The following is a 21,683-nucleotide window of genomic DNA, read 5'->3' as shown; positions in this document are numbered from 1 at the left end:
ATCTACTAATATTTTCCACTACTTTTTGCTTTTTTTAGCGAACTGTCGGGTGAACATAATTCAAATCAAGGGCAAAAAAATCTCGAAGTTCGGCATAACTTTTTTCTAATTTAAAATCATTGGGACTATGCGCATCTACTCCGATTACCACTTTGGCTTTACTATCCGCCACCATTTGCCAAAATTCGATAACTGGATAGCGAAAACGCAGCTGATTGCCGTATTTTCTTTTGCCCACCCGCGGCCCACCAAAATTCAATTCCAGGGGGATATCGCATTCGATGGCCGAATCAATTATTGTCTGCGCTATATTCCGGGCAAAATCATCAAATTCCGGATAGACGCACATGAATAAATCCGGGTGGCATACATAACGGAATAATCCGCTTTTCATACCTTTGATTAAATCATCCCGATAATGGATTATTTCCTCTTTCATCCTTGATGATTGGTCATAAAAATAAGAAGCGGTATCCTTAGTGTCGGAATCGTAAAAACAATGTTGACCAAGAATAAAATATTCGATTCCCGGATAGGAATGAATTCTATTCAGTACATCTTCCAGTCCAATTAGATACTCGGCTTCAAATCCGATATGAATCTCAATTTGCGCGCGATACTTTTCTTTTAGTTTGCTCAGTGAATCAATATACTCATCAAGCATTGAAAAATCGCCTCGCATATGAGGATGGAAAATGTCGGGGAGGAATATATGGTCGCTGAATCCGAGAACTTTAATCCCTGCGGCTATGGCCGCTTGCACATATTCTTCGTCTTCACCAAAGGCATGACCACATCTCTTTGTGTGGGTATGAAGGCAATAATCCAAAGGCCTATCTCTCATAAAAAACCTCCACTAACACCAATCCTTGGGCCGGGGCTTTATATGATATGGGCCGGCGAATTCCGTCTTGAAGTGAATTTCTGATATCTTCAAGTTCAATTTTACCTTCGGCTAAGGCGATAAGAGTTCCTACCATCATTCGCACTTGATATTGCATAAAGCCATCAGCAAAAAAATCCAGCGTCAGAATTTTGTTTTCCGTGTTTATTCTTATATCTTTCACAAATCGATGAAAATTTCTTTCATCTTCCTTGCGTACGGTGTAATTGAAAAAATAATGGTCACCGATAAAAAGTTCCGCTCCCGCTTTCAGTTTATCAATGTCGAATGCTGGGGTACGTATTGTATAGGAAAAAAACCGATCAAAAGGATTTTCATCCTGCAGATTAATCCGGTAGCGATAATGCTTTCCGCTGGCGGAGTGACGTGCGTGAAAAGTTTCGGGAACAACTTCAAGGCTAATTATATGAATGCTTTTAGGAAGTAGCGAATTAAGCCCATTTCGCAAGACCGCAAGATCGAGTTCTTTATCGCTATCAAAATGCGCACACTGTCCGTAAGCATGGACACCAGCGTCTGTCCGGCCGGCACCGTATATCAGTGTCTTTTGATTGAGAATTTGACTGAGACAGTTCTCAATTGTCGCTTCGATTGTCGGTTTGCTTATCTGCCTCTGCCAGCCATAATAATCCGTCCCATCATAAGCAATTTTCATTAGATAGCGCATCAGAAAAGGCCTCGAACAACATTGATCAGGTCTTTGATTAAAAGATAAAAATCCACTTTTGCCACATCAAGATAGATAAAAGCGCCCAAGGTCGCCAAGGTCAAAACAAAGGCCAACGTATCTGCTGGTCGCCATTTCAATATCCGATAACGTGTTCTTTTAGCGCTGGGATTATAGCCGCGAGCTTCCATCGCGTTTGCCAAGTCATCGCTGCGCTGAAAAGCAGAAATAAAAAGCGGAATGATAAGTGCGACAATCGCCCGTAATCGCTCCTTAATTTTACCCTTTTTAAAATCGACGCCTCGACTTTCCTGTGCTTTCATAATTCGCCCGGTCTCATCAAGAAGGGTCGGAATAAAACGCAGGGCGATGGAAATCGTCATCGCCACTTCATGAACGGGAAAATGAATAAACTTCAACGGATACATATACCATTCTAATGCATAAGTTAAGTCCAAAGGTCGCGTAGTTCCGGTCAAGACCATCGTCAAAGCGATCATCAGCACTAAACGCAGAAAAATATAGGCAGTCTGAATAAACGGTGAGTAATAAAAAGAATAATTAAAAAGGGTAAACCATACCTTATCGCCCGCGGTTCGGAAGGTGAAAATATTGATGATAAGAAGAATTATCATCATCATCCACAGGGCTTTCAGCTGGCGAAATAGAGAGCGAATTCGAATATGCGCTATCAGCATTAAGGCTAAAATAAGCAAACCTAAAATGCCGTACATGATAAAATTCATTTCGGTTGAGGAGAACCGGAAAAAAACCATCACCATAATTACGATAACCGAGAATAGTTTTAGTCGCGGATCCGCGCGATGGATGAAAGAATTAAAGGGGATGTAGCGACCTAAAGTAATGTTTTGCATTTTACTTTCTCCCCTTGGCAATCATCTTAGCCAAATCCTCTTCACTCTTCAAAGAGCGGATATCGACTGGATATCCCGCCGCTATCATCTTTTTTGCCACTTGATATAGCATTGGTATTTCCAAAGAAAAGTCCTCATTATCTTGCCCAAAGAGTTCAATCGGCGTTCTCCGTTCGACGATGCGGCCCGCTTTCATGACGATAACTTCTTGAGCATATCGAAGAACGATATCCATATCGTGGGTGACCATGATTATGCCCGTACCTCTTTGGTGGATGGAATCAAAAAGGTTCATCATCGCTTTGGCTCCTTGAGGATCAAGACCGGCGGTCGGCTCATCTAAAATCAAGATGTCGGGTTCCGTAGCGATAATACCTGCGATTGCCACTCGGCGGCGTTCGCCGCCGCTTAATTCGAACGGTGAACGTAAAAAATAACTCTCGTCCAATCCGACCTTTTTTAGCGCAATGTGAGCTTTATTCAGTGCTTCCTCTTTATTAAATCCAAAATTGAGCGGTCCAAACGCCACATCTTTTTCTACAGTTTCCTCGAAAAGTTGATATTCGGGAAACTGAAAAACAATGCCCACTTTTTTGCGAATACTCTTTAACTGATAATCTTTCTTGATTTTAATAAATTCAAGCAAGGTTTTAAAACGCGGGTTATTGCCCTTGTTTTTATCTAGTCGGCGTTCATATTTTTTTCTTTTTTCGGGCACGATTACTTCATCATCGACAGCCACCGCGCCGAAAGAGGGTAAAAGCAAGCCATTAATCATCTGAACCAGAGTCGATTTTCCACTCCCGGTATGACCGACGATGGCGCTGAAACCATGTCCATCGATAACTAAGTTAATATCTTTAAGCGCTTCATACTCAAAGGGCGAGTGGGGTGAATAAGTAAAATCCACCGCTTTAAATTCTATCGGCATAGATATTTCACCAACCCTTCTAGGTCACTGATATTAGAAACATCAATTCCCTGTTTCGTCAATGATCTTTTCATCTTATAGAAGAAAGGGATATCTAAATTGTTTTTTAAAAGAATTTCTTCCTGCGAAAAAACCTCATCCGGGCTGCCTTCGAGAAGAACATTGCCGCCACTTAAAACCAGAATATAGTCGCTTAGATAGGCTTCTTCAATATCATGGGTAATGGAAAGAATAGTTAGATTAGGATGGTCACCGCGCATTTTAGCAATTACCTGATGGATCTCTTTTTTGCCACGGGGATCAAGCATTGCCGTCGCCTCATCAAAAATGACAATATCGGGATTCATCGCAATAACTCCAGCAATTGCCACCCTTTGCTTTTGTCCACCCGATAGATTGGTCGGCTCCTTTTCAAGAAATTCTTCCATACCCACCACATGAGCCGCATTGTTAATTATCGCGTCCATTTTTTCGCGAGGAACAGCCCGATTTTCCAATCCGAAGGCGATATCATCACGCACCGTCGCTCCGATAAATTGATTGTCGGGGTTTTGAAAGACAATTCCCACGCGGCGGCGAATTTCATTTACCGTATCTTCGTTAAGTTTTTCGCCGAAGATTTCAATACTGCCGGATTGGGCTTCCAAAAGACCGATAATTAATTTAGCAAGGGTTGATTTGCCACTGCCATTATGACCAATTATCGAAACATACGAGCCCGCCGGCACCCGAAAAGAAACCCCATGAAGAACTTCCTTGTCGGCCTCATAGCCAAATTTTATATCTGTTGCTTTTATTGCTTCCATGAATATCTGCTTTCTTGAATTTAGAATTTAATCGCCGGGATTTTGCCTTCATAGGCTCTAATTTTAACTCCGGCCATCGCAAGCATTTTCTTGCTGGCAATCGTGGTTACACTATCGGCATATTTATCATCGGCATAAATAATTTCCGCGATTCCGCTTTGAATAATCGCCTTAGCGCATTCGTTACAGGGGAAAAGAGTTACATAGAGTTTACAACCTTTCAATGCCGATCCGTTGCGCGTATTCAAAATCGCATTGAATTCCGCATGGCAGACGTAAAGATACTTGCTCTCTAAGCCTTCCCCATGTTCCCACGGCAGTGCATCATCATCCATCCCAATCGGCATGCCATTATAGCCTACGCTGACTATTTTATTGTCATTGTCCACAATTACGGCTCCCACTTGGGTAGAAGGGTCTTTTGAACGAAAGGTACTGAGAAGGGCAATCCCCATAAAGTACTCATCCCAACTTATATAACCAACACGTTTGCCCATCTTGTCTTCCTCCATATCGCGCCTATTATACCATGAACTTTAGATACTTTTCTTTAATAAATATCGTTTTTGCTTTATCATAGATAAAGAAAAAGGTGCATTATGTATTTTACCGATGAACAAAATCGTCTTCTGGCCGATTACGAAATCAATATTCATTCCTTTGAAAAGAAAAGCAACATGATGGGAATGCTATTTCTAATCGTCTTTTTTATCGCCAGTTTTCTTTTGGCTTTTTATTTTGCCAATTTTATTTCACTGCTTCTTTTACTGGCCGTTGCTTTTTATCTTCTGGCAATTTTATTTTTATGTCTATGGATTATGTTTGCCACAAAAAGAAAAGCCCTTCAAAGCGAATATCAACTCAAAAAGGAGCAGATAATCTTTATTAATAAACAAAAAGACCGCCAGTAGGTGGTCTTTAGAATCAATTTCGGCTACTTGATTTTTATAATCAGACTTTCGTAAGGTCTAATTTTTTTATTGGCAACCGAACTGTCTGAATAGTTGGCCAGTACCAATTCCCCTTGGCAGAAAGGCTGTTTTCTAATCTTTGATCCCATATTTGCCAATACGAGATATCTACTTTTTTTATAATCTCGATAATAAGCGTAGACATCACTGTCAGCATCTACCTTAGTGTAAGTTCCCGCATATAGCGCCGGGGTTACTTTTCTTAAGGCAATTAGCTTTCGATAGTAGTTAAATATCCCATTTGCGTTGGCGATGTCCGCCTTGACATTAATTTTGCCGAAGTCGGGAGTGGCCATCAGCCACGGGTCAGTAAGCGAAAAGCCGCCGTTAGGGCTTCCATCCCAAGCCATCGGTACGCGAGCATGGTCGCGTGCTATGTTCATTATTAATTTAAAAACAATCGGTCGGGGTAACAAATACTGCTTAGTGAGAAGATTGTAAATGTTATAGGCCGTAACATCTTTCATTTGCTTGACATTTTTGAACGGCACATTGCGCATTCCAATTTCTTCTCCCTCAAAAATAAAGGGTGTTCCACGAAGAGTCAAAAGAATTGTCGCCAGCATTTTAGCCGATTCTTCCCGCAACTTTTTATCATCGCCAAAACGCGAAACAGAGCGGGGGATATCGTGATTCTCAAAGAAAATAGGATTCCAATCCACATGGGTCTGCCACTTATCTAAAGCCGCAATCATCTTTTGTGGGCGGTATTTCTTCTTAAATATCGGCACCGATCCCTGATCGACACTCGTGTGATCAAAGGGGAAAACCATCGTTAATTCATCGTGGGTAAACTGCACGGCGTCTTCAAGTTTTACTTGCGTCGTTTCGCCAACGGTGAAAGCCTCGGCGGGCGCAAGCACATCATGATTAATCCGCTTTAATATTTGATGGCATCCGGGGCGTGATAAATAGAATTCTTTCCCAGTTAAATATTTGGTCTTTTTTCCATCCGCCAAGCTGTCTTTCCAAATGCAGTTGATGACATCGCAGCGAAACCCAGCTGCCCCAAGATCAAGCCAAAAGCGCATGATATTTTCCACTTCTTCCAACACCTTTGGGTTGCGCCAATTTAAGTCCGGTTGCTCGGGAGTAAATAAATGCAAGAAAAACAAATTGTTACTTTTCTCATATCCCCAAGCGCTGCCGATAAACATCGAGTCCCAATTATTGGGGGGTTCAATTTTTCCTTTTTTACCGATTTTGCCCGGTTGCCAAATGTAATAATCATGATAAGGGGAATTTATATCTTTGCTTTTCAAAAACCATGGATGCTGATCGGAGGTATGGTTGACAACCAGGTCCATTACAATGCGAATATTACGTTTTTTGGCTTCGGAAAAAAGTTGTTTCATGTCATCCAAAGTGCCATATTCTGGATTAATGTCGCAATAATCCGATATATCATAACCATAATCCTTATTAGGACTCTTATACACCGGAGAAAGCCAAATGGCATCCACCCCAAGTTCTTTTAAATAATCCAACTTAAGAATAATGCCGGGTATATCACCGATACCATCGTTATTGCTATCGGCAAATGAGCGCGGATAAATCTGGTAGAAGACGGCATTTTCCCACCACTTTGGTTCTTTTCCCATTTTTTAATCTCCCTCTTTATCGATCAAGCAAGGCCAACATTTCCTCAACATTGACCGGTTTTGTTTTCTGCTTGCTATAGGCTCGCCAGGCAGCTAAATCATCGCTATCATCTTCGGAGATGTTTTGCGGTTTGTCCCTCTTGTCTTGTATCTTGCTTATTTTCTTTTCATCCATAGATAATAGCTCCTTTATGTTTACTTTAGCATGATTGCTTTGTTAAGGTAATAGTTTTTCGTTGAGGCAAAAAATTGCCGCTAATCCTGGAAAAAAGAAATAGTTAAAAACTTATATTTTTTTGATAAAACTAAGCACGTCTTGATAGACGAGAAGATAATCTTTTTCATTAAAAATCTCATGCCGCATATGGTGATAGATAATTTTCGTTACTCCGTTAAGCTTGTGCCGATGATAAAGATTATTTAATTTTTCAACCCCTTTACCATTATGGCCAACCGGATCTTCCGCACCGGCAATAAGCAAAATTGGTAAGTCCTTTTCCACTTGACGCAGACCTTTTGTGCTGTATAAATGGGCTAAAAAGTGCATAAATTCATGATAAAAGCCATTGGTTGAGCCGTATCCGCAATAAAGGTCGGCTATATAATTCTTGACATTTTCCTCGTTATAACTCAACCAGTCAAACTTGGTTTTGGCTCCGGGGACAGCTTTTGCGTAACCGCCAAACGCCAAATTATTAAAGAAAACCGCTTTTTTGTTCCAATTGCGTTTATTGATAAGAACGAAAGAAAGGAAACTGCCCAACTTAAAACTGATATCCGGACCATTACTACCCGACAATACCAATCCCTTAACCGGTAAATCCGGATTTTGCACCACCTTTTGAGCGATAAATGAGCCCATGGAATGGGCGATAATATAGATTGGCTTGCCATCGCTAGACGATAATTTTCTAATCATCGAACGAATAGCTTCCACATAAATCTTAAAGGCCTTTTCGGGAACCGCGCCCAGGGAATTACTTCCCTTTTGAACATTTAGTCCCTGCCCGAAAAAATCTAAAGAATAAACATCAAAATGATTTTCGCAAAGAAAAAGTGCCAACCGCTCATAGCGAGCAGCATATTCCTCCATGCCACTTACTATCACAATATGACCTTCAATCTTCTCATTCTTCCAAGCGTAGCCAAGAAGAGTAGAATTCTCCTCATAAACAGTAATTATTTGTTTATCCATTTTTGACAACCTCTTGTTTATATATTAAGCCAATTTGAGCATAAAAAAAAGATGGTATTAACCATCAAAAAAGTTTTCATAAAATATTAGTCTTTTTTACTCGTGACTGCCTTTTTGCGCTTTAGCCATCGCTCTTTCATCGTCACGCTTTTTTATTGTTTCCCGCTTATCATATAATTTCTTACCCTTGCCAAGAGCAATTTCAACTTTGGCTAAACCATTTTTAAAATAGATGCGGGTGGGAATTACCGTAACACTCTGCTCTTTAACTTCCTGGGCAAGTTTGAGTATCTCTCGCTTATGGAGCAAAAGTTTGCGTTCCCTTAATGGATCATGATTAAAAATATTGCCCTTATCGTATGGAGCGATATGCATATTGATAATATAAGGTGCTCCGCTACGAAAAATAACGTAAGCATCATTAAGATCGCAGGAGTGAAGCCGAAGTGACTTTATTTCGGTGCCAGTCAAAACGATGCCCGCTTCTCGAAAGTCACTCAAAAAGTAGTTAAAATGTGCTTTACGATTGTTGCTAATGAGTTTTTCGCCACTTGTTTTCATATTTTGTTCCGCTTACTCGTCAATCTTGGCAATTATCGGTTCCTGAACAATAATCTTGCCGTTACGAAGGGGATAACTATCACCGGTGATGATATCCGTTAATTCCTCATCTTTAATATTCGTGCTGACACCTACTTCTAGACCGGTTAAATTAAAAATGCCGGCATACTCGCTTTCCTTGTCCTTGATACGGGCAATTATCACATCACTATTTTCGTCTTTACGAACATCAAAACGCGTCTTCCGATTAAAAACCGGCAACTTCTTTATTTCAATTAACCGTTTAATAAAGTCGTAAAACTTTTGATCCTTGATGTTTAAATCAATCGGATCTTTTTCGAATAAATCAGGTCGCTTGTCTGCTAATGTTTCTTGACCGGCGTATAAAAAACCCACTCCCGATGCAAAGAAGCTCCAAGCGGTAAAATTACGCAGAGTCGACAAGTCCGGTATCAATGCATGAATACGTTCCACATCGTGATTTTCGGCAAAATGGAGTTTTAAATAATCCTCCGGAAAGGCGTACTCTTGCATGGCAAAAGCCTCGACATATTTATTAAGCGAATTTTTCTTTTGAAAAAAGTTCCGGGCATAACCGTAAACATCATAATCATAGAGAATATCAAAAGCCTGGTACATTTCGGCATCGCTGTGGGCTTCATAGCCCTGCTCCCGCATCCATTTGATGAACTCCGGCTCAATTGATTCCGACAACCATACAACATCGGCCTTCTCCTGAGCAACTTTTTTCCGGGCTTCAATCCAAAAATCAAGAGGAATGATCGGAGCTACGTCGCAGCGAAATCCATCAACTCCGCGCTTCACCCAAAAGATTAAGGTATCAATCAGGTACTGGCGAAGCTCGGGTTTAGAAAAATCCAGATCAGCAATATCCGACCAGTCGCCGACCCGGTTGGCCGGTTTTCCGTCTTTTAAATAAAACCAATCCGGATGATCGATCAACAGTACCGAGTCGCGTGAGGTATGATTAAAAACAACATCCATCATGATTTTGATGTCGAGATTGTGAGCTTCGCGAACGAGGGTGTCAAAATCCTGTATCGTGCCAAGATCCGGCGATATAGCCCGGTAATCCTTGATTGAATAAGGACTACCCATTTTCCCTTTGCGGTCTTTTTCACCGATGGGATGAATGGGAAGAAGGTAAATAAAATCTATTCCTAAATCACTGAGTCGTGGCAAATCTTTTGTAATCGCATTCAGATTGCCGGCTACCGAATAGTTGCGCGGAAAAATTTGATAGATAGTTGCATTTCGCAGTTGATGCCTTTTAGACGATAAATCCATGTTTACTCCTTAATCGATGCGGTCGAGAAGCCGTTTAATTTCATCTAGTTTATCCTCGAGATCATCACCTTGGGAATTACGGACGCAATGCCCAAGGTGAGCGAGAATAATCTCATTGTTGGCCTTCTTTAAAACCGATATTGCAGCGAGAATTTGGTTGGAGATATCGATGCAATAAGCATCATTATCCACCATCCGGCTTACGCCGTCCAGTTATCCCTTTGCAACATTGAGATAGCGAACGACTTTTTTTCTATTCGCCTGCATAATCATTCGCGACCGACATACTTATATCCGGCAGCGGCTACCGCTTTGGCGATTTGCGCATCGTCAACCGAATGATTTACGTCAATTATAGCCTTACCAGTTTTATAGTCAACCAGAGCCTTTTCGACGCCTTCAATTCCTTCTAGCGCCTTAGTAACATGCATCTGGCAATTCATGCACATCATTCCTTCAATCTTTAATGTTTCTTTTTCCATATTATTTTTCTCCTTATTGATTTCTTGAAAATTTTGACCAGTATCGACTTTACTTATTTTAACACGTTTTATCCGGAGCGCATTTAAGACTACGCTTACCGATGATATCGACATTAGACCGCTGGCAATCATCGGATTTAACTTCCAGCCCCAAGCCGTATAGAAGATTCCGGCGGCCACCGGAATACCGATTATATTATAAATGAAGGCCCAAAAGAGATTCATTTTAATATTGTTCACCACTTTTTTCGATAAGAGGAAAGCATTTACCAGATCATTTAGTGAACTCCGAACCAATATTATATCCGCCGAATCAAGCGCGATATCTGTTCCTGATCCGATGGCAATGCCGACATCAGCGGCTTCTAAAGCCGGAGCATCATTGATTCCGTCCCCGACCATGGCGACAATTTTTCCTTCCTGTTTCAATTGATTGACAATGGCCACTTTTCCTTCTGGACGAATTCCGCTATAGACATGCTTGATATCCACCTCCTGTGCCAAACTAGTTGCCACCTCTTCATTATCTCCACTAACTAAATAGAGTTGATGTCCGTTTTCTTGAAGAAGTTTTATCGAATGATGGGCTTCTTGCTTTATTTCATCTTTCAAAGCCGCAAACCCGCTATAGACGTTATCCAGAGCAAAGTAGATGATACTGGCTCCCTTCGGAGTAGTAACCCGGGTTTTCTTGCTTACTACTTTTACTCCGTTATTTTCCAGCAGCGCTTGATTGCCGACTAGATACTTCTTGCCTTGATAAATTCCTTTTACGCCCAATCCGGGTGAGTAATCAAACTCATCAACTTCGTGGCTCGAATATCCGAGTGAATTCAAATAAGCTCCCAGCGCCATCGCCAAAGGATGATCGCTCAATTCTTCCAAACTTCGAATTGCCGTTAAGATTTCGTCTTTACGTTTCCGGTCGATAACTTCAAGCGCACTGACTACTAGATGCCCACTGGTAATGGTTCCGGTCTTATCAAAAACGATTGCATCTACTCGACTTAGATCTTCAAAAGCGGATGCCGATTTGACCAATATTCCGTTTTCGGCTCCTTTCCCTGTCCCAACCATCACGGCGACGGGAGTGGCAAGACCTAAAGCGCACGGGCATGAAATAACTAGAACACTCACCGCCATATCAACAGCAAATGCCGTATCTCGGTTAAAAATCTGCCATCCCAGAAAAGTTAATAAGGCAATACCGATGACTATCGGAACAAAAACGGCCGAAACACGATCAGCAAGGGCCGCCAATTTAGCCTTGGAACTCGCGGCTTCCTCCACTAGTTTAATTATCTTCTTAATAGTAGTGTCTTCACCAACACGCTCCACGGTCATCGTAAACGAGCCCGTTTTATTCATTGTCGCTCCTATGACGCTGTCCCCCACTTTTTTATAAACGGGAAGTGACTCGCCGGTAATAGCGGCTTCATCAATATGTCCATATCCGGTAACTATTTTGCCATCCAGAGGAACTCTTGCCCCCGGTCGAACGAGTAAAGTGTCCCCGACATGCACCTCGCCAATAGCCATTTCTTTTATTCCGCTTTCGGTCGTAATCAAAACCGTTTCCGGAGTTAATTCCATAAGTTTCTCTAAACTCGTGGTTGTTTTCGCTTTAGCCAGGGCTTCAAAGTATTTTCCTAAACTAACTAAAGTTATAATCATTCCAGCCGCTTCAAAGTAAACATTATGCATCCACATATGTATTATGTCTTCGTTATTATTGACGGTTCCCATGACGATGAGAGCAAATGCGTATGCTCCATACACAAAGGACACACTGCTGCCAACGGCAATTAAGGTCTCCATGTTGGGATGCAGTTTAAATAACGACTTAAAACCATGGATAAAATAATTAAAGTAAATAATGATTATTCCCAGCGCCAAAACCATCTGGATGCCAACAAGTACCCATGCCTCAGTAAACGGAAGAGGCCAATTAAACATCATTCCCATTGAGAAATACATGAGCACGGCTAATAGTGCAAACGAAACAATAAGTTTATTGCGCGTTTTGGTCAGTTCCTTTTTGCGGGCTTTTCTTCTCGTTTTAACACTTTCATCCAGTGAAAATGAAGCCTCATATCCGGCTTCGTGTACCGCCTTAAAAACCTCTTCGTCATTTGCCTTATTCTTAAAGACGACCTTCATTGAGTTAGTCAATAAAGCTACTTCAACTTTTTCTATATCCGGAAGTTTTGCTACCGCATTATGAACGTGCGACTCGCAAGCCGCGCAAAACATACCGGTGATCTTGTACTTTTTTTCTTCCATTGCTCTCTCCTAACACCCCCTAGGGGTATCTATATAATAGCTTGTTTATATTACTTTGTAAAATAAAACGAAAAGGTACCGACTTAGTCAGTACCTTGATAAGCATTAAATTAACAACTAATCTTCATCCTTTAATTTTTTTTTTGTTAAGAAAGTAGAATCCGCCGAGTAAAGTTAAACCAATTATACCTATTGTAACTATGAGTTCGGATGAACCACCTTCACTAACCAGAGCTGGAAGCGAGTCCGAATTTACTCCATAAAGCGCCTGCAAGTAATCTAAACGGGTGGCACCCGTCTCTGATCCGCCGACAGCCAAACTATCAAACTGATTCTTTTCAAATGTTGATAAACTATTATAGGTACTTAAGGCCGTTGCTACGGCCGACGAGTTACATATTTCAGCCGATGTATCTAACGTTGCGGCAAAATTTGAAACAACATCCGTGGTCACGGGAGAAAACGCTATTGCACCTGAAACCTCATTCTTGCCCTCCACATCGGAATTCCATAACTCATATTTATAAGTATTACAACCTCCAACTGGCACATTCACAGTCTGATTAAAAGCCTCATTAGGAATAGCCACTTTTATTCGCGTAAAAATAACCGTTGTCGTATCAGAAGGAACGTCATAATACCAGAGACTATTCGCACTATCATGGAGCATGCCAACGCCAGCCCAAGTCGCTTGAACCGATCCGCCAAAATAGTAGATGCCAACTTGAGAGTTAGCTGAGTCTCCCGTCCACCACTCAACATAATCGGGTGAAAACCAAACGCGTTTAGTCTCAGTAGTCGCCGCCTTAACTTCAACATCACGAACGCTTCCTTTGACAGCAAATGATCCAAAGGATAGAAGAACGGCTGTGGTCATAACTATCTTTGACATTATTTTTCTCATCTTGAGGCCCTCCAAAATTATATTAATTTACCTCATAATATTGCTACTTTCCTTTTTGCCAAAAATAACTGATAGAATTGAAATCAATTTATTTGATGCAAAAAAGTATAGTAACCGCTAACAATATTTTAATTGAGCCCAAGAAAAAATCAATATATTTTTACAAAAATAAGTTAGATTTAAGTGGGGGCTTTTTGCACAAACAAGCGATTTAAAGCCTTAAATTTGTTTTAAAAACGCAAATCTACAAAAAAAATTAAATACATGTAGTAATTTTAGTTAAACTTTTAAGTAAAATTATCTGTTGCAAAATTCTAAATTTTGCAACTAAATATTTTCAATTTCTTGCGCAAAATGAAGGGGTGATTTGCCAACATTTTTCCGAAATTCCGTAGAAAAATGCAGTTGGTCATCATATCCAACCATTGAAGCGATCTGTTTGACTCGGTAATTCCCCGTGAGCAAAAGGAATTTTGCCCTCTCCATTCGATACTTGGTTAGGTATCTTTTAGGTGACACGCCTTCGCTTTTTTTAAATAGGGAGGCCACATAAGCCGGCGTGTTATTAATTTCATTGGCCAAATCTTTGATCGTAATCCGCTGATTAATATTGGAAGCAATATAATTTTTTAATGCAAAAAGGTCGCGACCTTGATCGTCCAGTATTTCTTCTATCGGTTCTCGACGGGAAAAAAGGAAACCAAAAATATAATAAACTATTCCTAAAGCCCTTAAATCAAGATATCCTAAATCGCTATAAATTTTTCCTAAACCAATTAAATACGTCTTAAGCGATAAGTCCTTATCATAGTAATATGGATCAACCGAATTAATAGTTAGATCATATATTACTTTGTCTATAAAGGCCCCGGACATACTAATCCATTGTGTTTCAAAATCGGAATCCTGATTTATAATTTCCATTTTTACTTTAGGAAGCATAATAAAGAGCATTCCCTTTTTAATCGGATATTTCTTATCCCTAATTTTTAAATCGGCTTTTCCGTCTAATACGTAATATAAGATATGCCGATTTAGTTCTCGCTCTTGAGAACTAAAAAGAACTTTTTGCAAGTCTTTCCCTGTCGAAAAAAGTTGTAATTCGAGCATATTGTCGGCGTGATTATACGATGAATCCATGTTTCATAACCCCCCTTTATGAAATTGGCTAAAAAATAATGGAACTACTTTAAGTATAAGGAATCAATTGGATTTTTCAACTTGGCAAATATATAAAAACCCGGATTAATAAACCCGGGACATTATTCACTGGCTGCCGAGATAGGATTCGAACCTATGCATGAGAGGTTCAGAGCCTCTTGACTTACCACTTGTCCACTCGGCAAATGCATTATTATATTACGCTAACCCAGTGAAAAATGCTAGAAAAAAATTGTTCAGTGCGCCCTTTAGTCGTTAAAGACATTTATTGATGGCAAAACGTGCCCATCATAGGTGAATAAGGCTTGATTGGCCCACGAATTTTTGCTTCGACTATCGGCCCAGCCAACCCCTTTGACAGGAATAAAGGCCCCTTCCCAATAAAAAAGACCATAGCCATTTTCAATACTATCGACCGCTTCAAGCAAATCCCTTATCATCAGCGCTTGGCCTGATGTAGAAACCGGATAGCCACTTATTACCTCACCATTATCAAAAATATTGCTGACAAGAGCATCCTTTGCGAATGTATATCCGTAACTTGTCTCGGCCAACGTTATCTTCTTGCTGGGAAATGCGTCGGCAACGGAGATTAGCCCACTTTTTATTACCGATGGTCGCCCCTGATAGTAAGGATAGGCAGATAGGCCGATGACATCATAATCAATATCGTTAAACTGATTAAAATAATCGATAATATAGTTGGAATCACTGAGACCTTTTGCAAGATGTATCATTGTCAATATTGTGGCATCCACATCTTTAACCGCCGCATTGGCAGATGCGATATAATCGTGAAAATTTTTACTCTTGTTGGTTCCCCTTAAAGCGGTTGGAGCATAATATGCGCCAGTTGTATAGCCGGGTTCCCCACCCGTCAATTCTTCATTCGTGGGGCCGGGAAACTGCAGGAGCATTCCCGGCGTCGTTTCGTTTCCAAGCGATACCATATCCGGCAATGCCCCGACTTCATCAAAGGCGTTAAGAACAGACCTTGTGTAATCATAAATCGCACTCTTGACTTCATCGGCGGTCGTAAAACTCGTCCACGCCTTAGGAAATATCTGCTTGCTTGGATCGGCCCAAAAGTCACTATAATGAATGTCCAGATATAATTTTAAGCCGGCGTTTTTAGCTAGATGGGCCATTTTTAAGTCAGTGCTTAAATCATTGTTCCCGCCTCCGTAACTTACCTTGCCTTGGCTGGTGTAATTATTTGGGTCATTCCAAAGCCGTAAGCGAACATAATTAACTCCCGCATCGCGGATAATCCGAAATACATCTTCCGCTTGACCCGCGGCATTATAATAAACAGCTCCGGCATCATAGATGGCTTGAACGGTCGACATATCAATGCCTTTAGGAAAATCATCATGTTCAATATCCGCTTTAATGCTGTTTAAAGGCGAAAGCCATTCTTCACTTATTTCCTCGTTACGAGTACTGGCATACTCGTCCAGGGGAGAGGTCACAACAAATTCATCGACATGACCAAGTGCATCGCATGCTTTTACATTGGTTATTGTGTTCGATTGATGGATATAAATAACATGATTGAAAATTGATATCGCATCTCCTTCAAATTCATAGGTTAAATCTAAAGGTTGATCTTTACCAATCGGAATAATAGTTGCCGTTTGATTGACTTTCAAAGTATAATCACGAATCCGATAAGGCGCGGGTTCATTAAGGTTGCCTGAAGAGGAGGAGATATTACTCCCCCCTTCAGCGCAGCTAGAAAGAACTAAAATACTCAATGATAAAAAGCCAAGAAGTTTCTCTTTCATTGTTTGACTGTTAAGACAAAATTGTCCAATTTAATCCAGGTGTTGGATGCTGTTGTTTGAATGCGAATCGCGATGGTTACCTCTCCTTCGCCTAAAGATAAATCCGCTAAATTTATTGTCGCATACGTTCCGCTTGGGCTGATAAACTCACTTGCCACCACGGAATCGGACTGAATCACACTAATGGTTGTATTTGCCGAATTTTCTTGGCTATAGTCTCCGCCATAGATATCGTAGGAAAGAACATAGGTGCCGGCGCTAACACTGATTGTTTGTGAAATAGTAAAATCATCTTCGGTTGAGGACCCATGCCAGTAGTTGATTCCGTAACTTCCGTCATTGGCCCCACTGCTATCAACCTTTAAATTGGCTCCCCAATCATTGGTGCCGGGAGTTCCAGTCAGTGACCAAACACTTTGCATTGAGAAATCACCACCGACAGCCCCGAGTTCTTCAAAGCTGCCATCGCTTAATAAATTGGTGACTTCGGGAATTTCCGGTTTTTTATCGCCACTCACCAGTTTGATGTCATCCACATAACCCCAGTTGACGTCGCCATTCGCTCCAAAGAATTTAAGTTTCACCTCAAAGGTTTCACTTGTTTGCTCAAAGACGACATAGTTTGTGACATATTTGGAACCATTTAAAGTTAAGTCTCCGTCGGCCCAAGAATAGGCTATGCCATTGACTTCTGCTTCTAGCGTGGATAGGGCGCCAACAATATCAAATTCCAACGTATAAGTTCCAGCCACTAAAGTATCATCGGTAAATGTATAGCCCAAAGAAAAATCAACTAGGCTGCTAACTTCCGGCGTCTCGTTTGTCGCCGCTTGATAGTCGCCTGTCCATAGTTTTAAAGCTAATCCCTCATGATTGCGACTGCTGTCAGAGTCAGCCTCTACAGTTTGTAATGCGGCGGTCGTGCCCGTAAGATTAAACCGATCCAGCGCATCTTCGGCTTCAAAACCACCGTCGTCGTTAAATTGTTCCCATGGAGTTATCTCCGGTTCGGGAGCGGCGGTGACATTAACCGTAAACGAATCGCTCAAATCGGTGGAGTCAGTAGTTCCAGTTACATTCGCCACCCCCGGCTTTAAACCGGTTAAATATCCGGATTCAGTGATCGTTACGACATCGTCGCCGCTGGTGATGACAAAATTAATCGTATCCTCCGATCCTTCGGGATAAAAGTCCACATAATCATATAAATCAACACTTTCTTTTTCTTCAATCGTAATATCCGCAATTACGATTGAGGGCGAAGGACTGCTACTTTCACTAGAGCTATTTCCCTCTCCGCAGGCAGCTAACGGCAGAATCAACAGTGTCGCGACAAACGGCAATAATCGAGTATGTTTGTGGGATAATTTCATCTTGGTGTACCTCCTTTGAATTATCCTTTAACCGCTCCGGCCGAAATTCCTTCTACCATGAAGCGTTGTAAAGCCAAATATAAGATAATAATCGGAATCGCGATAAGAATGCAGCCTCCGGCAAACATTGTGAAATTTTCCACGATGCCCCGCGGAGTTTCCACCATAGCATAAAGACCAACCGCCACCGTCATCTCATTGGGGTCGCGAAGAATAAGCCCGGCCAAAATAAAGTCATTCCACGGGGCCATAAATGCCATAAGTGCCGTATATATAATGATGGGTTTAGCTAATGGCAAGAATATTTTGAAGAAGATAGTCCATTGGTTTGCGCCGTCAATTTTAGCTGCATCGTCAATATCTGAACTGATAGTGTCAAAGTAGCCCTTCGACATAAAGAAACCGAGTCCCGCTCCGCAAACATAAACTAGCAATAGCGCAAATTTGTTGTTGATAAGTCCCATTAAATTGATGATAAAGTAAACCGCAACCATAGCCATAAAACCCGGAAACATTCCCAAAATGAGCGATATATTCATCAATGGACGGCGCATTTTAAATCTTAAGCGACTCAGAGTATAGGCGGTTATGATGGTAAAAAATGTCGTTAATATTGTATTTAGCACCGCAATTTCAATCGTATTAATGACCCAGGTTACATATTTGCGGCTGCTTGTTACGGTAAAAAGTTTTATATAGTAATCGAGCGTAAAGGAAGAAGGGAAGAAAGTGGCCGAAGCTAGACCGGGGTCATTTTTAAAAGAACTGATTCCGACCCAAATAATGGGCAAAATCCAGACGGTTGCCAAAAATATAATGAGCGCATGAGACCAAACGCCAGTAAAGAAACGCTGCCGACGAAGAGATGTGATTTTTTTCATTTTCGAAACTCCTCTTCATGCTTATAGGCATTTGAGCGACGATAGACCGTTAAACTGACCGTCGCCGAAATAATAAACATCAAAATGCCTATGGCCGACCCAATATTGTACTGAGCGGTGTTTTGGTTATACATCGTTAAACGATAGAGCCAGGTAATTAAAATATCGGTTCCTCCCGCCACTCCACCTGTTCCCTGTCCGCTTGGTCCGCCTTGATTAAGCAGCCAAATGACGTTGAAGTTATTGATATTGCTCACAAAGCTGGTAATAATTACCGGCGTAGTCATATACCAAATATACGGAAAAGTTATTTTCCTAAACATCTGGCCACGATTAGCCCCGGCAATCGCCGCCGCCTCATAATAATCGTTGGGGATATTCAGCAGGAGTCCACTCATAAGAAGCATATTATACGGAATGCCTACCCACATATTGATGAAAATAATTAAGGTTTTAGAAGCGAAAACCGAACCCCAAAAATCAATTCGACTGCTGATCCATCCCCAATTGAGCAACAGCGTATTAATAGGTCCATATTCCGCGAACATGGAATACATCACGCGCAAAGAAACAAATTGGGGTACCGCTAGGGAAATAACGAACAGGGACCGCCACAAAGTTTTAAGTTTTATAACCTTTTTTTGCAGGAGCATCGCTAAAAACAAACCTCCAAAATAACAGGTAAAAGTAGCAAGAACGGCCCATATAAAAGTCCATTCAATAACATTGACCAGCGCTTTTAAATTTGTTGAAGAATCAAAGAGTTGACGGAAACTGTCAAGTCCCGTCCACGCAAAACGATTGATGCCGATTGCCTGCGCCATATTGTAATTTGTAAAGGCGAGAAGAATCATAAACAGCAAGGGAATAACCGTGAAAAGCATTGCGCCTAAAACCGGGACAAGGAGGCTTTGCCGATAAAATTTCTCATTATTTATCGCTTTTATTTCTCCGTGAAAGCTGATAAGTGATTTCTTTTCATAACGCAATTGCGCATTGCTTAAGGCTCCTTTTTGAGCTAGAAAATAGTAGATTATGAAAAAGATTATCAATAGCAAAGTGATCACTCCATAAATTAACACTTGCCGGTGATCTCCAACATAGGTATTCATGTTAAAGAAATGAATCAAACTGCGGCCGCCAAAAACAATCATATATATGACGAAACCGACTTCGCTTAATAGATAAAATACCCCTGATAAAAACTGGCGATGATAGATCTGATTGGCACCCATCAATAAGTAATTAAGCGAAAGCATCCTTCGCTCTTTAACATCCACTTTGTCATATAAGTATCCAAGATTACGGAAGTAATTCGCCAGCGTTTTATTAAGATACTTTTGCGCGCGCTTTAAATAAGGCAATGGCAGTTGCCCGTGATTAATCTTTTGAAGCGCATAATAAGTTGTCATTCGAAATGAAGAGAAATAGACAAAAAGGTAAAGAACGATAATGATAACGGCAACTAATGGAAGCGATAAATATGAAAGAGTAATGCTTCCATTAAGAAAGCTTATTCCGCTTGTACGCATAAAATAGACAAAGAGCGCGGTCAAAAGCAATCTAAAGCCACCTTTTTCCCATTGCCCGAAGATAATTTCTCCCATACCGGGAAGGAAAAAATTAATTAAAAGCGCGATTCTTTCTTTTTTAAGACTTTCATTCCAAACTGACCGAAAATGAGTGAAGGGCCACTTGATGTAGTGTGCTATTCGCTCCAAACGGTTCGGTGGTAAGGAAGAATCTACGTTAAACTCCATTTTTTTCTCCTCGGAATCAGGCAATTTTATTTTTGATTGAGCCTGTCGTCGTCGATAAAATCGTCGCTACGGCTGAATCGGTCGCACTTGCGCCTAGATTCCATATCTCCGTAATGGCATCTTGCATATCGGCCCAATAACTTCCCATGGCAACAATATTCGGCATTGTTAAGGAATTATTTAATGATTCAATAAAAGTCGTTGCTTCGCTAGAAGAGGCTACCCGCGAATTGAGCGAAGTATTGTCAACTAGGGTCGGTATCAGTCCTTTTTGAACAAACCTTATTTCTTGCGCCAAATCACCGACTAAGTATTTGGCTAACATCTGTGCCAGTTCGGGGTGTTTAGAATATCGGGAAACGCCATATCCTTTATATCCGCTGAACGGGCGCGCGGTGAGACCGTTAATACTGGGAACAACCGCCATTTTAGCCGAAGCTCCAATTCTGTCTTTAAATGTGGACCAAAGATAGGGTGAGGAAATAACCCCGCCGGCATCGCCCACGCCGATAATCGTCAACGCTTCATCCGGAGTCCCGTTAACGATTACATTTTGATATTCTTTAGTTAATGTCGTGAGGTTATTGACCGCCTGGGTGGTAGCAAGATTTAATTGATTTTTGTCCACTCCATTTTCACCAAATAGGTTTACATCATTTAAAAAATTAAATGTATAGTAAGCGCAAGAGGATGAGTTAGCGACGTCCTGCACTATTTTTTGGCCACTGGCCTTGATATTTTCATAACTGGTCACATCGTTGGCCGTAAGTTTGTTGCCATCGTACATTAATACCAGCGATTCACTCGTTATCGGATAGCCATAGACAATATCTTCATAGGTAAAAGCTTTCACCGCTTCCGCACTATGGTGATTTAATAGATAGTCGGAATCGCTTACCGGTGCAATCAAATCATTGTTGACCGCACTGCTTAATGTGTCGTGGACAAAGGCAAAAACATCCGGTCCGTTGCCGGCAGGACCATCGCGTGACAGATCGTCGGTCGCCGCACCTTCGGTCTCCTCGACAAAATTGATGGCAATATCGGCGGCGGAAGGATACTTGGTTTTGTAATTGGCTATAAAGTTTTCCGCGACCGTTTGAAGCATTTCGTGATTATTGACATCTTCCCAAACTGTGAGGGTGATTTTACTTTCACTGGTGCCACTTCCTCCGCAGCCGGATAGCAATAAGATACTTGATAGTCCAAGAATAATTTTCTTTTTCATTTTTT

21 protein-coding genes and 1 tRNA gene are annotated in these 21,683 nt (G+C 41.2%); 1 reads left to right on the top strand and 21 read right to left on the bottom strand.

Features of this window, described 5'->3' with window-relative positions:
- Positions 1–34 precede the first annotated feature (34 nt).
- The 6 genes from PKC96_03130 to PKC96_03105 are packed head-to-tail and all read right to left on the bottom strand — an operon-like array spanning position 35 to position 4,680.
- The gene (locus tag PKC96_03130; GenBank protein ID HMM00323.1) at positions 35–844 is read right to left on the bottom strand and encodes a histidinol-phosphatase; all 810 of its coding nucleotides are present in this window, start codon (positions 842–844) and stop codon (positions 35–37) included.
- The gene (gene truA, locus PKC96_03125; protein ID HMM00322.1) at positions 834–1,571 is read right to left on the bottom strand and encodes a tRNA pseudouridine(38-40) synthase TruA; all 738 of its coding nucleotides are present in this window, start codon (positions 1,569–1,571) and stop codon (positions 834–836) included. The genes PKC96_03130 and truA overlap by 11 nt, the downstream gene beginning before the upstream one ends.
- Entirely contained in the window at positions 1,571–2,446 is an 876-nt protein-coding gene (locus PKC96_03120; protein ID HMM00321.1) for an energy-coupling factor transporter transmembrane protein EcfT, read from the bottom strand. The genes truA and PKC96_03120 overlap by 1 nt, the downstream gene beginning before the upstream one ends.
- 1 nt (position 2,447) lies before the next feature.
- Positions 2,448–3,377, bottom strand: coding sequence for an energy-coupling factor transporter ATPase (locus PKC96_03115; protein ID HMM00320.1), 930 nt, complete (start codon positions 3,375–3,377; stop codon positions 2,448–2,450).
- Positions 3,368–4,183, bottom strand: coding sequence for an energy-coupling factor transporter ATPase (locus PKC96_03110; GenBank protein HMM00319.1), 816 nt, complete (start codon positions 4,181–4,183; stop codon positions 3,368–3,370). The genes PKC96_03115 and PKC96_03110 overlap by 10 nt, the downstream gene beginning before the upstream one ends.
- A 20-nt stretch (positions 4,184–4,203) precedes the next feature.
- Positions 4,204–4,680 (bottom strand): dCMP deaminase family protein, encoded by a 477-nt coding sequence (locus PKC96_03105; GenBank protein HMM00318.1) that lies wholly within the window; start codon positions 4,678–4,680, stop codon positions 4,204–4,206.
- Between the two features lie 102 nt (positions 4,681–4,782).
- Between PKC96_03105 and PKC96_03100 the strand changes: the two genes are divergently transcribed.
- A complete protein-coding gene (locus tag PKC96_03100) occupies positions 4,783–5,094 on the top strand; it encodes a hypothetical protein (protein HMM00317.1) in 312 nt (103 codons plus the stop codon).
- Positions 5,095–5,117: 23 nt separating this feature from the next.
- Here the strand turns inward: PKC96_03100 and PKC96_03095 are convergent, their stop codons facing one another.
- The 15 genes from PKC96_03095 to PKC96_03025 form a co-directional block, all read right to left on the bottom strand.
- Entirely contained in the window at positions 5,118–6,755 is a 1,638-nt protein-coding gene (locus PKC96_03095; GenBank protein ID HMM00316.1) for an alpha-glucosidase, read from the bottom strand.
- Positions 6,756–6,771: 16 nt separating this feature from the next.
- Positions 6,772–6,930 carry a hypothetical protein gene (locus PKC96_03090; protein ID HMM00315.1) on the bottom strand — a complete coding sequence of 53 codons (159 nt, stop codon included), beginning with the start codon at positions 6,928–6,930 and terminating at the stop codon, positions 6,772–6,774.
- 111 nt (positions 6,931–7,041) lie between these two features.
- A complete protein-coding gene (locus tag PKC96_03085) occupies positions 7,042–7,950 on the bottom strand; it encodes an alpha/beta hydrolase (protein ID HMM00314.1) in 909 nt (302 codons plus the stop codon).
- A gap of 96 nt (positions 7,951–8,046) precedes the next feature.
- Entirely contained in the window at positions 8,047–8,511 is a 465-nt protein-coding gene (gene smpB / locus PKC96_03080; GenBank protein ID HMM00313.1) for an SsrA-binding protein SmpB, read from the bottom strand.
- 12 nt (positions 8,512–8,523) lie between these two features.
- Positions 8,524–9,819 carry an alpha-amylase family glycosyl hydrolase gene (locus PKC96_03075; protein ID HMM00312.1) on the bottom strand — a complete coding sequence of 432 codons (1,296 nt, stop codon included), beginning with the start codon at positions 9,817–9,819 and terminating at the stop codon, positions 8,524–8,526.
- Between the two features lie 9 nt (positions 9,820–9,828).
- Complete coding sequence (locus PKC96_03070; GenBank protein HMM00311.1) at positions 9,829–10,032, bottom strand: metal-sensing transcriptional repressor; 204 nt, start codon at positions 10,030–10,032, stop codon at positions 9,829–9,831.
- A gap of 56 nt (positions 10,033–10,088) precedes the next feature.
- Positions 10,089–12,584: a heavy metal translocating P-type ATPase gene (locus PKC96_03065; GenBank protein ID HMM00310.1), complete on the bottom strand. Its 2,496-nt coding sequence runs from the start codon at positions 12,582–12,584 to the stop codon at positions 10,089–10,091.
- Between the two features lie 124 nt (positions 12,585–12,708).
- Positions 12,709–13,488, bottom strand: a complete 780-nt coding sequence (locus tag PKC96_03060; protein HMM00309.1) for a hypothetical protein — start codon at positions 13,486–13,488, stop codon at positions 12,709–12,711.
- Positions 13,489–13,815: 327 nt separating this feature from the next.
- Entirely contained in the window at positions 13,816–14,628 is an 813-nt protein-coding gene (locus PKC96_03055) for an AraC family transcriptional regulator (GenBank protein HMM00308.1), read from the bottom strand.
- Positions 14,629–14,758: 130 nt separating this feature from the next.
- Positions 14,759–14,833: transfer RNA gene (locus PKC96_03050), tRNA-Gln, on the bottom strand.
- Between the two features lie 64 nt (positions 14,834–14,897).
- Positions 14,898–16,436 (bottom strand): glycosyl hydrolase 53 family protein, encoded by a 1,539-nt coding sequence (locus tag PKC96_03045; GenBank protein HMM00307.1) that lies wholly within the window; start codon positions 16,434–16,436, stop codon positions 14,898–14,900.
- Positions 16,433–17,809, bottom strand: a complete 1,377-nt coding sequence (locus PKC96_03040; GenBank protein HMM00306.1) for a hypothetical protein — start codon at positions 17,807–17,809, stop codon at positions 16,433–16,435. Before PKC96_03040 ends, PKC96_03045 begins: the two co-directional genes overlap by 4 nt.
- 20 nt (positions 17,810–17,829) lie before the next feature.
- Positions 17,830–18,690: an ABC transporter permease subunit gene (locus PKC96_03035; protein ID HMM00305.1), complete on the bottom strand. Its 861-nt coding sequence runs from the start codon at positions 18,688–18,690 to the stop codon at positions 17,830–17,832.
- Positions 18,687–20,450 (bottom strand): sugar ABC transporter permease, encoded by a 1,764-nt coding sequence (locus tag PKC96_03030; protein ID HMM00304.1) that lies wholly within the window; start codon positions 20,448–20,450, stop codon positions 18,687–18,689. The genes PKC96_03035 and PKC96_03030 overlap by 4 nt, the downstream gene beginning before the upstream one ends.
- A 16-nt stretch (positions 20,451–20,466) precedes the next feature.
- Positions 20,467–21,678, bottom strand: a complete 1,212-nt coding sequence (locus PKC96_03025) for an extracellular solute-binding protein (protein HMM00303.1) — start codon at positions 21,676–21,678, stop codon at positions 20,467–20,469.
- Positions 21,679–21,683: the final 5 nt, after the last annotated feature.

The organism is Bacilli bacterium, from assembly GCA_035326105.1.
Classification (GTDB): Bacteria; Bacillota_I; Bacilli_A; order RFN20; family CAG-826; genus UBA7706.
This window is presented reverse-complemented; position numbering and strand designations above follow the sequence as displayed.

What these genes read in the sequence shown, in the direction of transcription:
- PKC96_03030 (HMM00304.1), bottom strand. Translation starts at nt 20,450, where the DNA reads ATGGAGTTTAACGTAGATTCTTCCTTACCACCGAACCGTTTGGAGCGA.
- PKC96_03095 (HMM00316.1), bottom strand. Translation starts at nt 6,755, where the DNA reads ATGGGAAAAGAACCAAAGTGGTGGGAAAATGCCGTCTTCTACCAGATT.
- PKC96_03110 (HMM00319.1), bottom strand. Translation starts at nt 4,183, where the DNA reads ATGGAAGCAATAAAAGCAACAGATATAAAATTTGGCTATGAGGCCGAC.
- PKC96_03035 (HMM00305.1), bottom strand. Translation starts at nt 18,690, where the DNA reads ATGAAAAAAATCACATCTCTTCGTCGGCAGCGTTTCTTTACTGGCGTT.
- PKC96_03130 (HMM00323.1), bottom strand. Translation starts at nt 844, where the DNA reads ATGAGAGATAGGCCTTTGGATTATTGCCTTCATACCCACACAAAGAGA.
- smpB (HMM00313.1), bottom strand. Translation starts at nt 8,511, where the DNA reads ATGAAAACAAGTGGCGAAAAACTCATTAGCAACAATCGTAAAGCACAT.
- PKC96_03075 (HMM00312.1), bottom strand. Translation starts at nt 9,819, where the DNA reads ATGGATTTATCGTCTAAAAGGCATCAACTGCGAAATGCAACTATCTAT.
- PKC96_03085 (HMM00314.1), bottom strand. Translation starts at nt 7,950, where the DNA reads ATGGATAAACAAATAATTACTGTTTATGAGGAGAATTCTACTCTTCTT.
- PKC96_03045 (HMM00307.1), bottom strand. Translation starts at nt 16,436, where the DNA reads ATGAAAGAGAAACTTCTTGGCTTTTTATCATTGAGTATTTTAGTTCTT.
- PKC96_03105 (HMM00318.1), bottom strand. Translation starts at nt 4,680, where the DNA reads ATGGGCAAACGTGTTGGTTATATAAGTTGGGATGAGTACTTTATGGGG.
- PKC96_03065 (HMM00310.1), bottom strand. Translation starts at nt 12,584, where the DNA reads ATGGAAGAAAAAAAGTACAAGATCACCGGTATGTTTTGCGCGGCTTGC.
- PKC96_03120 (HMM00321.1), bottom strand. Translation starts at nt 2,446, where the DNA reads ATGCAAAACATTACTTTAGGTCGCTACATCCCCTTTAATTCTTTCATC.
- PKC96_03100 (HMM00317.1), top strand. Translation starts at nt 4,783, where the DNA reads ATGTATTTTACCGATGAACAAAATCGTCTTCTGGCCGATTACGAAATC.
- PKC96_03025 (HMM00303.1), bottom strand. Translation starts at nt 21,678, where the DNA reads ATGAAAAAGAAAATTATTCTTGGACTATCAAGTATCTTATTGCTATCC.
- PKC96_03040 (HMM00306.1), bottom strand. Translation starts at nt 17,809, where the DNA reads ATGAAATTATCCCACAAACATACTCGATTATTGCCGTTTGTCGCGACA.
- PKC96_03090 (HMM00315.1), bottom strand. Translation starts at nt 6,930, where the DNA reads ATGGATGAAAAGAAAATAAGCAAGATACAAGACAAGAGGGACAAACCG.
- PKC96_03055 (HMM00308.1), bottom strand. Translation starts at nt 14,628, where the DNA reads ATGGATTCATCGTATAATCACGCCGACAATATGCTCGAATTACAACTT.
- truA (HMM00322.1), bottom strand. Translation starts at nt 1,571, where the DNA reads ATGCGCTATCTAATGAAAATTGCTTATGATGGGACGGATTATTATGGC.
- PKC96_03115 (HMM00320.1), bottom strand. Translation starts at nt 3,377, where the DNA reads ATGCCGATAGAATTTAAAGCGGTGGATTTTACTTATTCACCCCACTCG.
- PKC96_03060 (HMM00309.1), bottom strand. Translation starts at nt 13,488, where the DNA reads ATGAGAAAAATAATGTCAAAGATAGTTATGACCACAGCCGTTCTTCTA.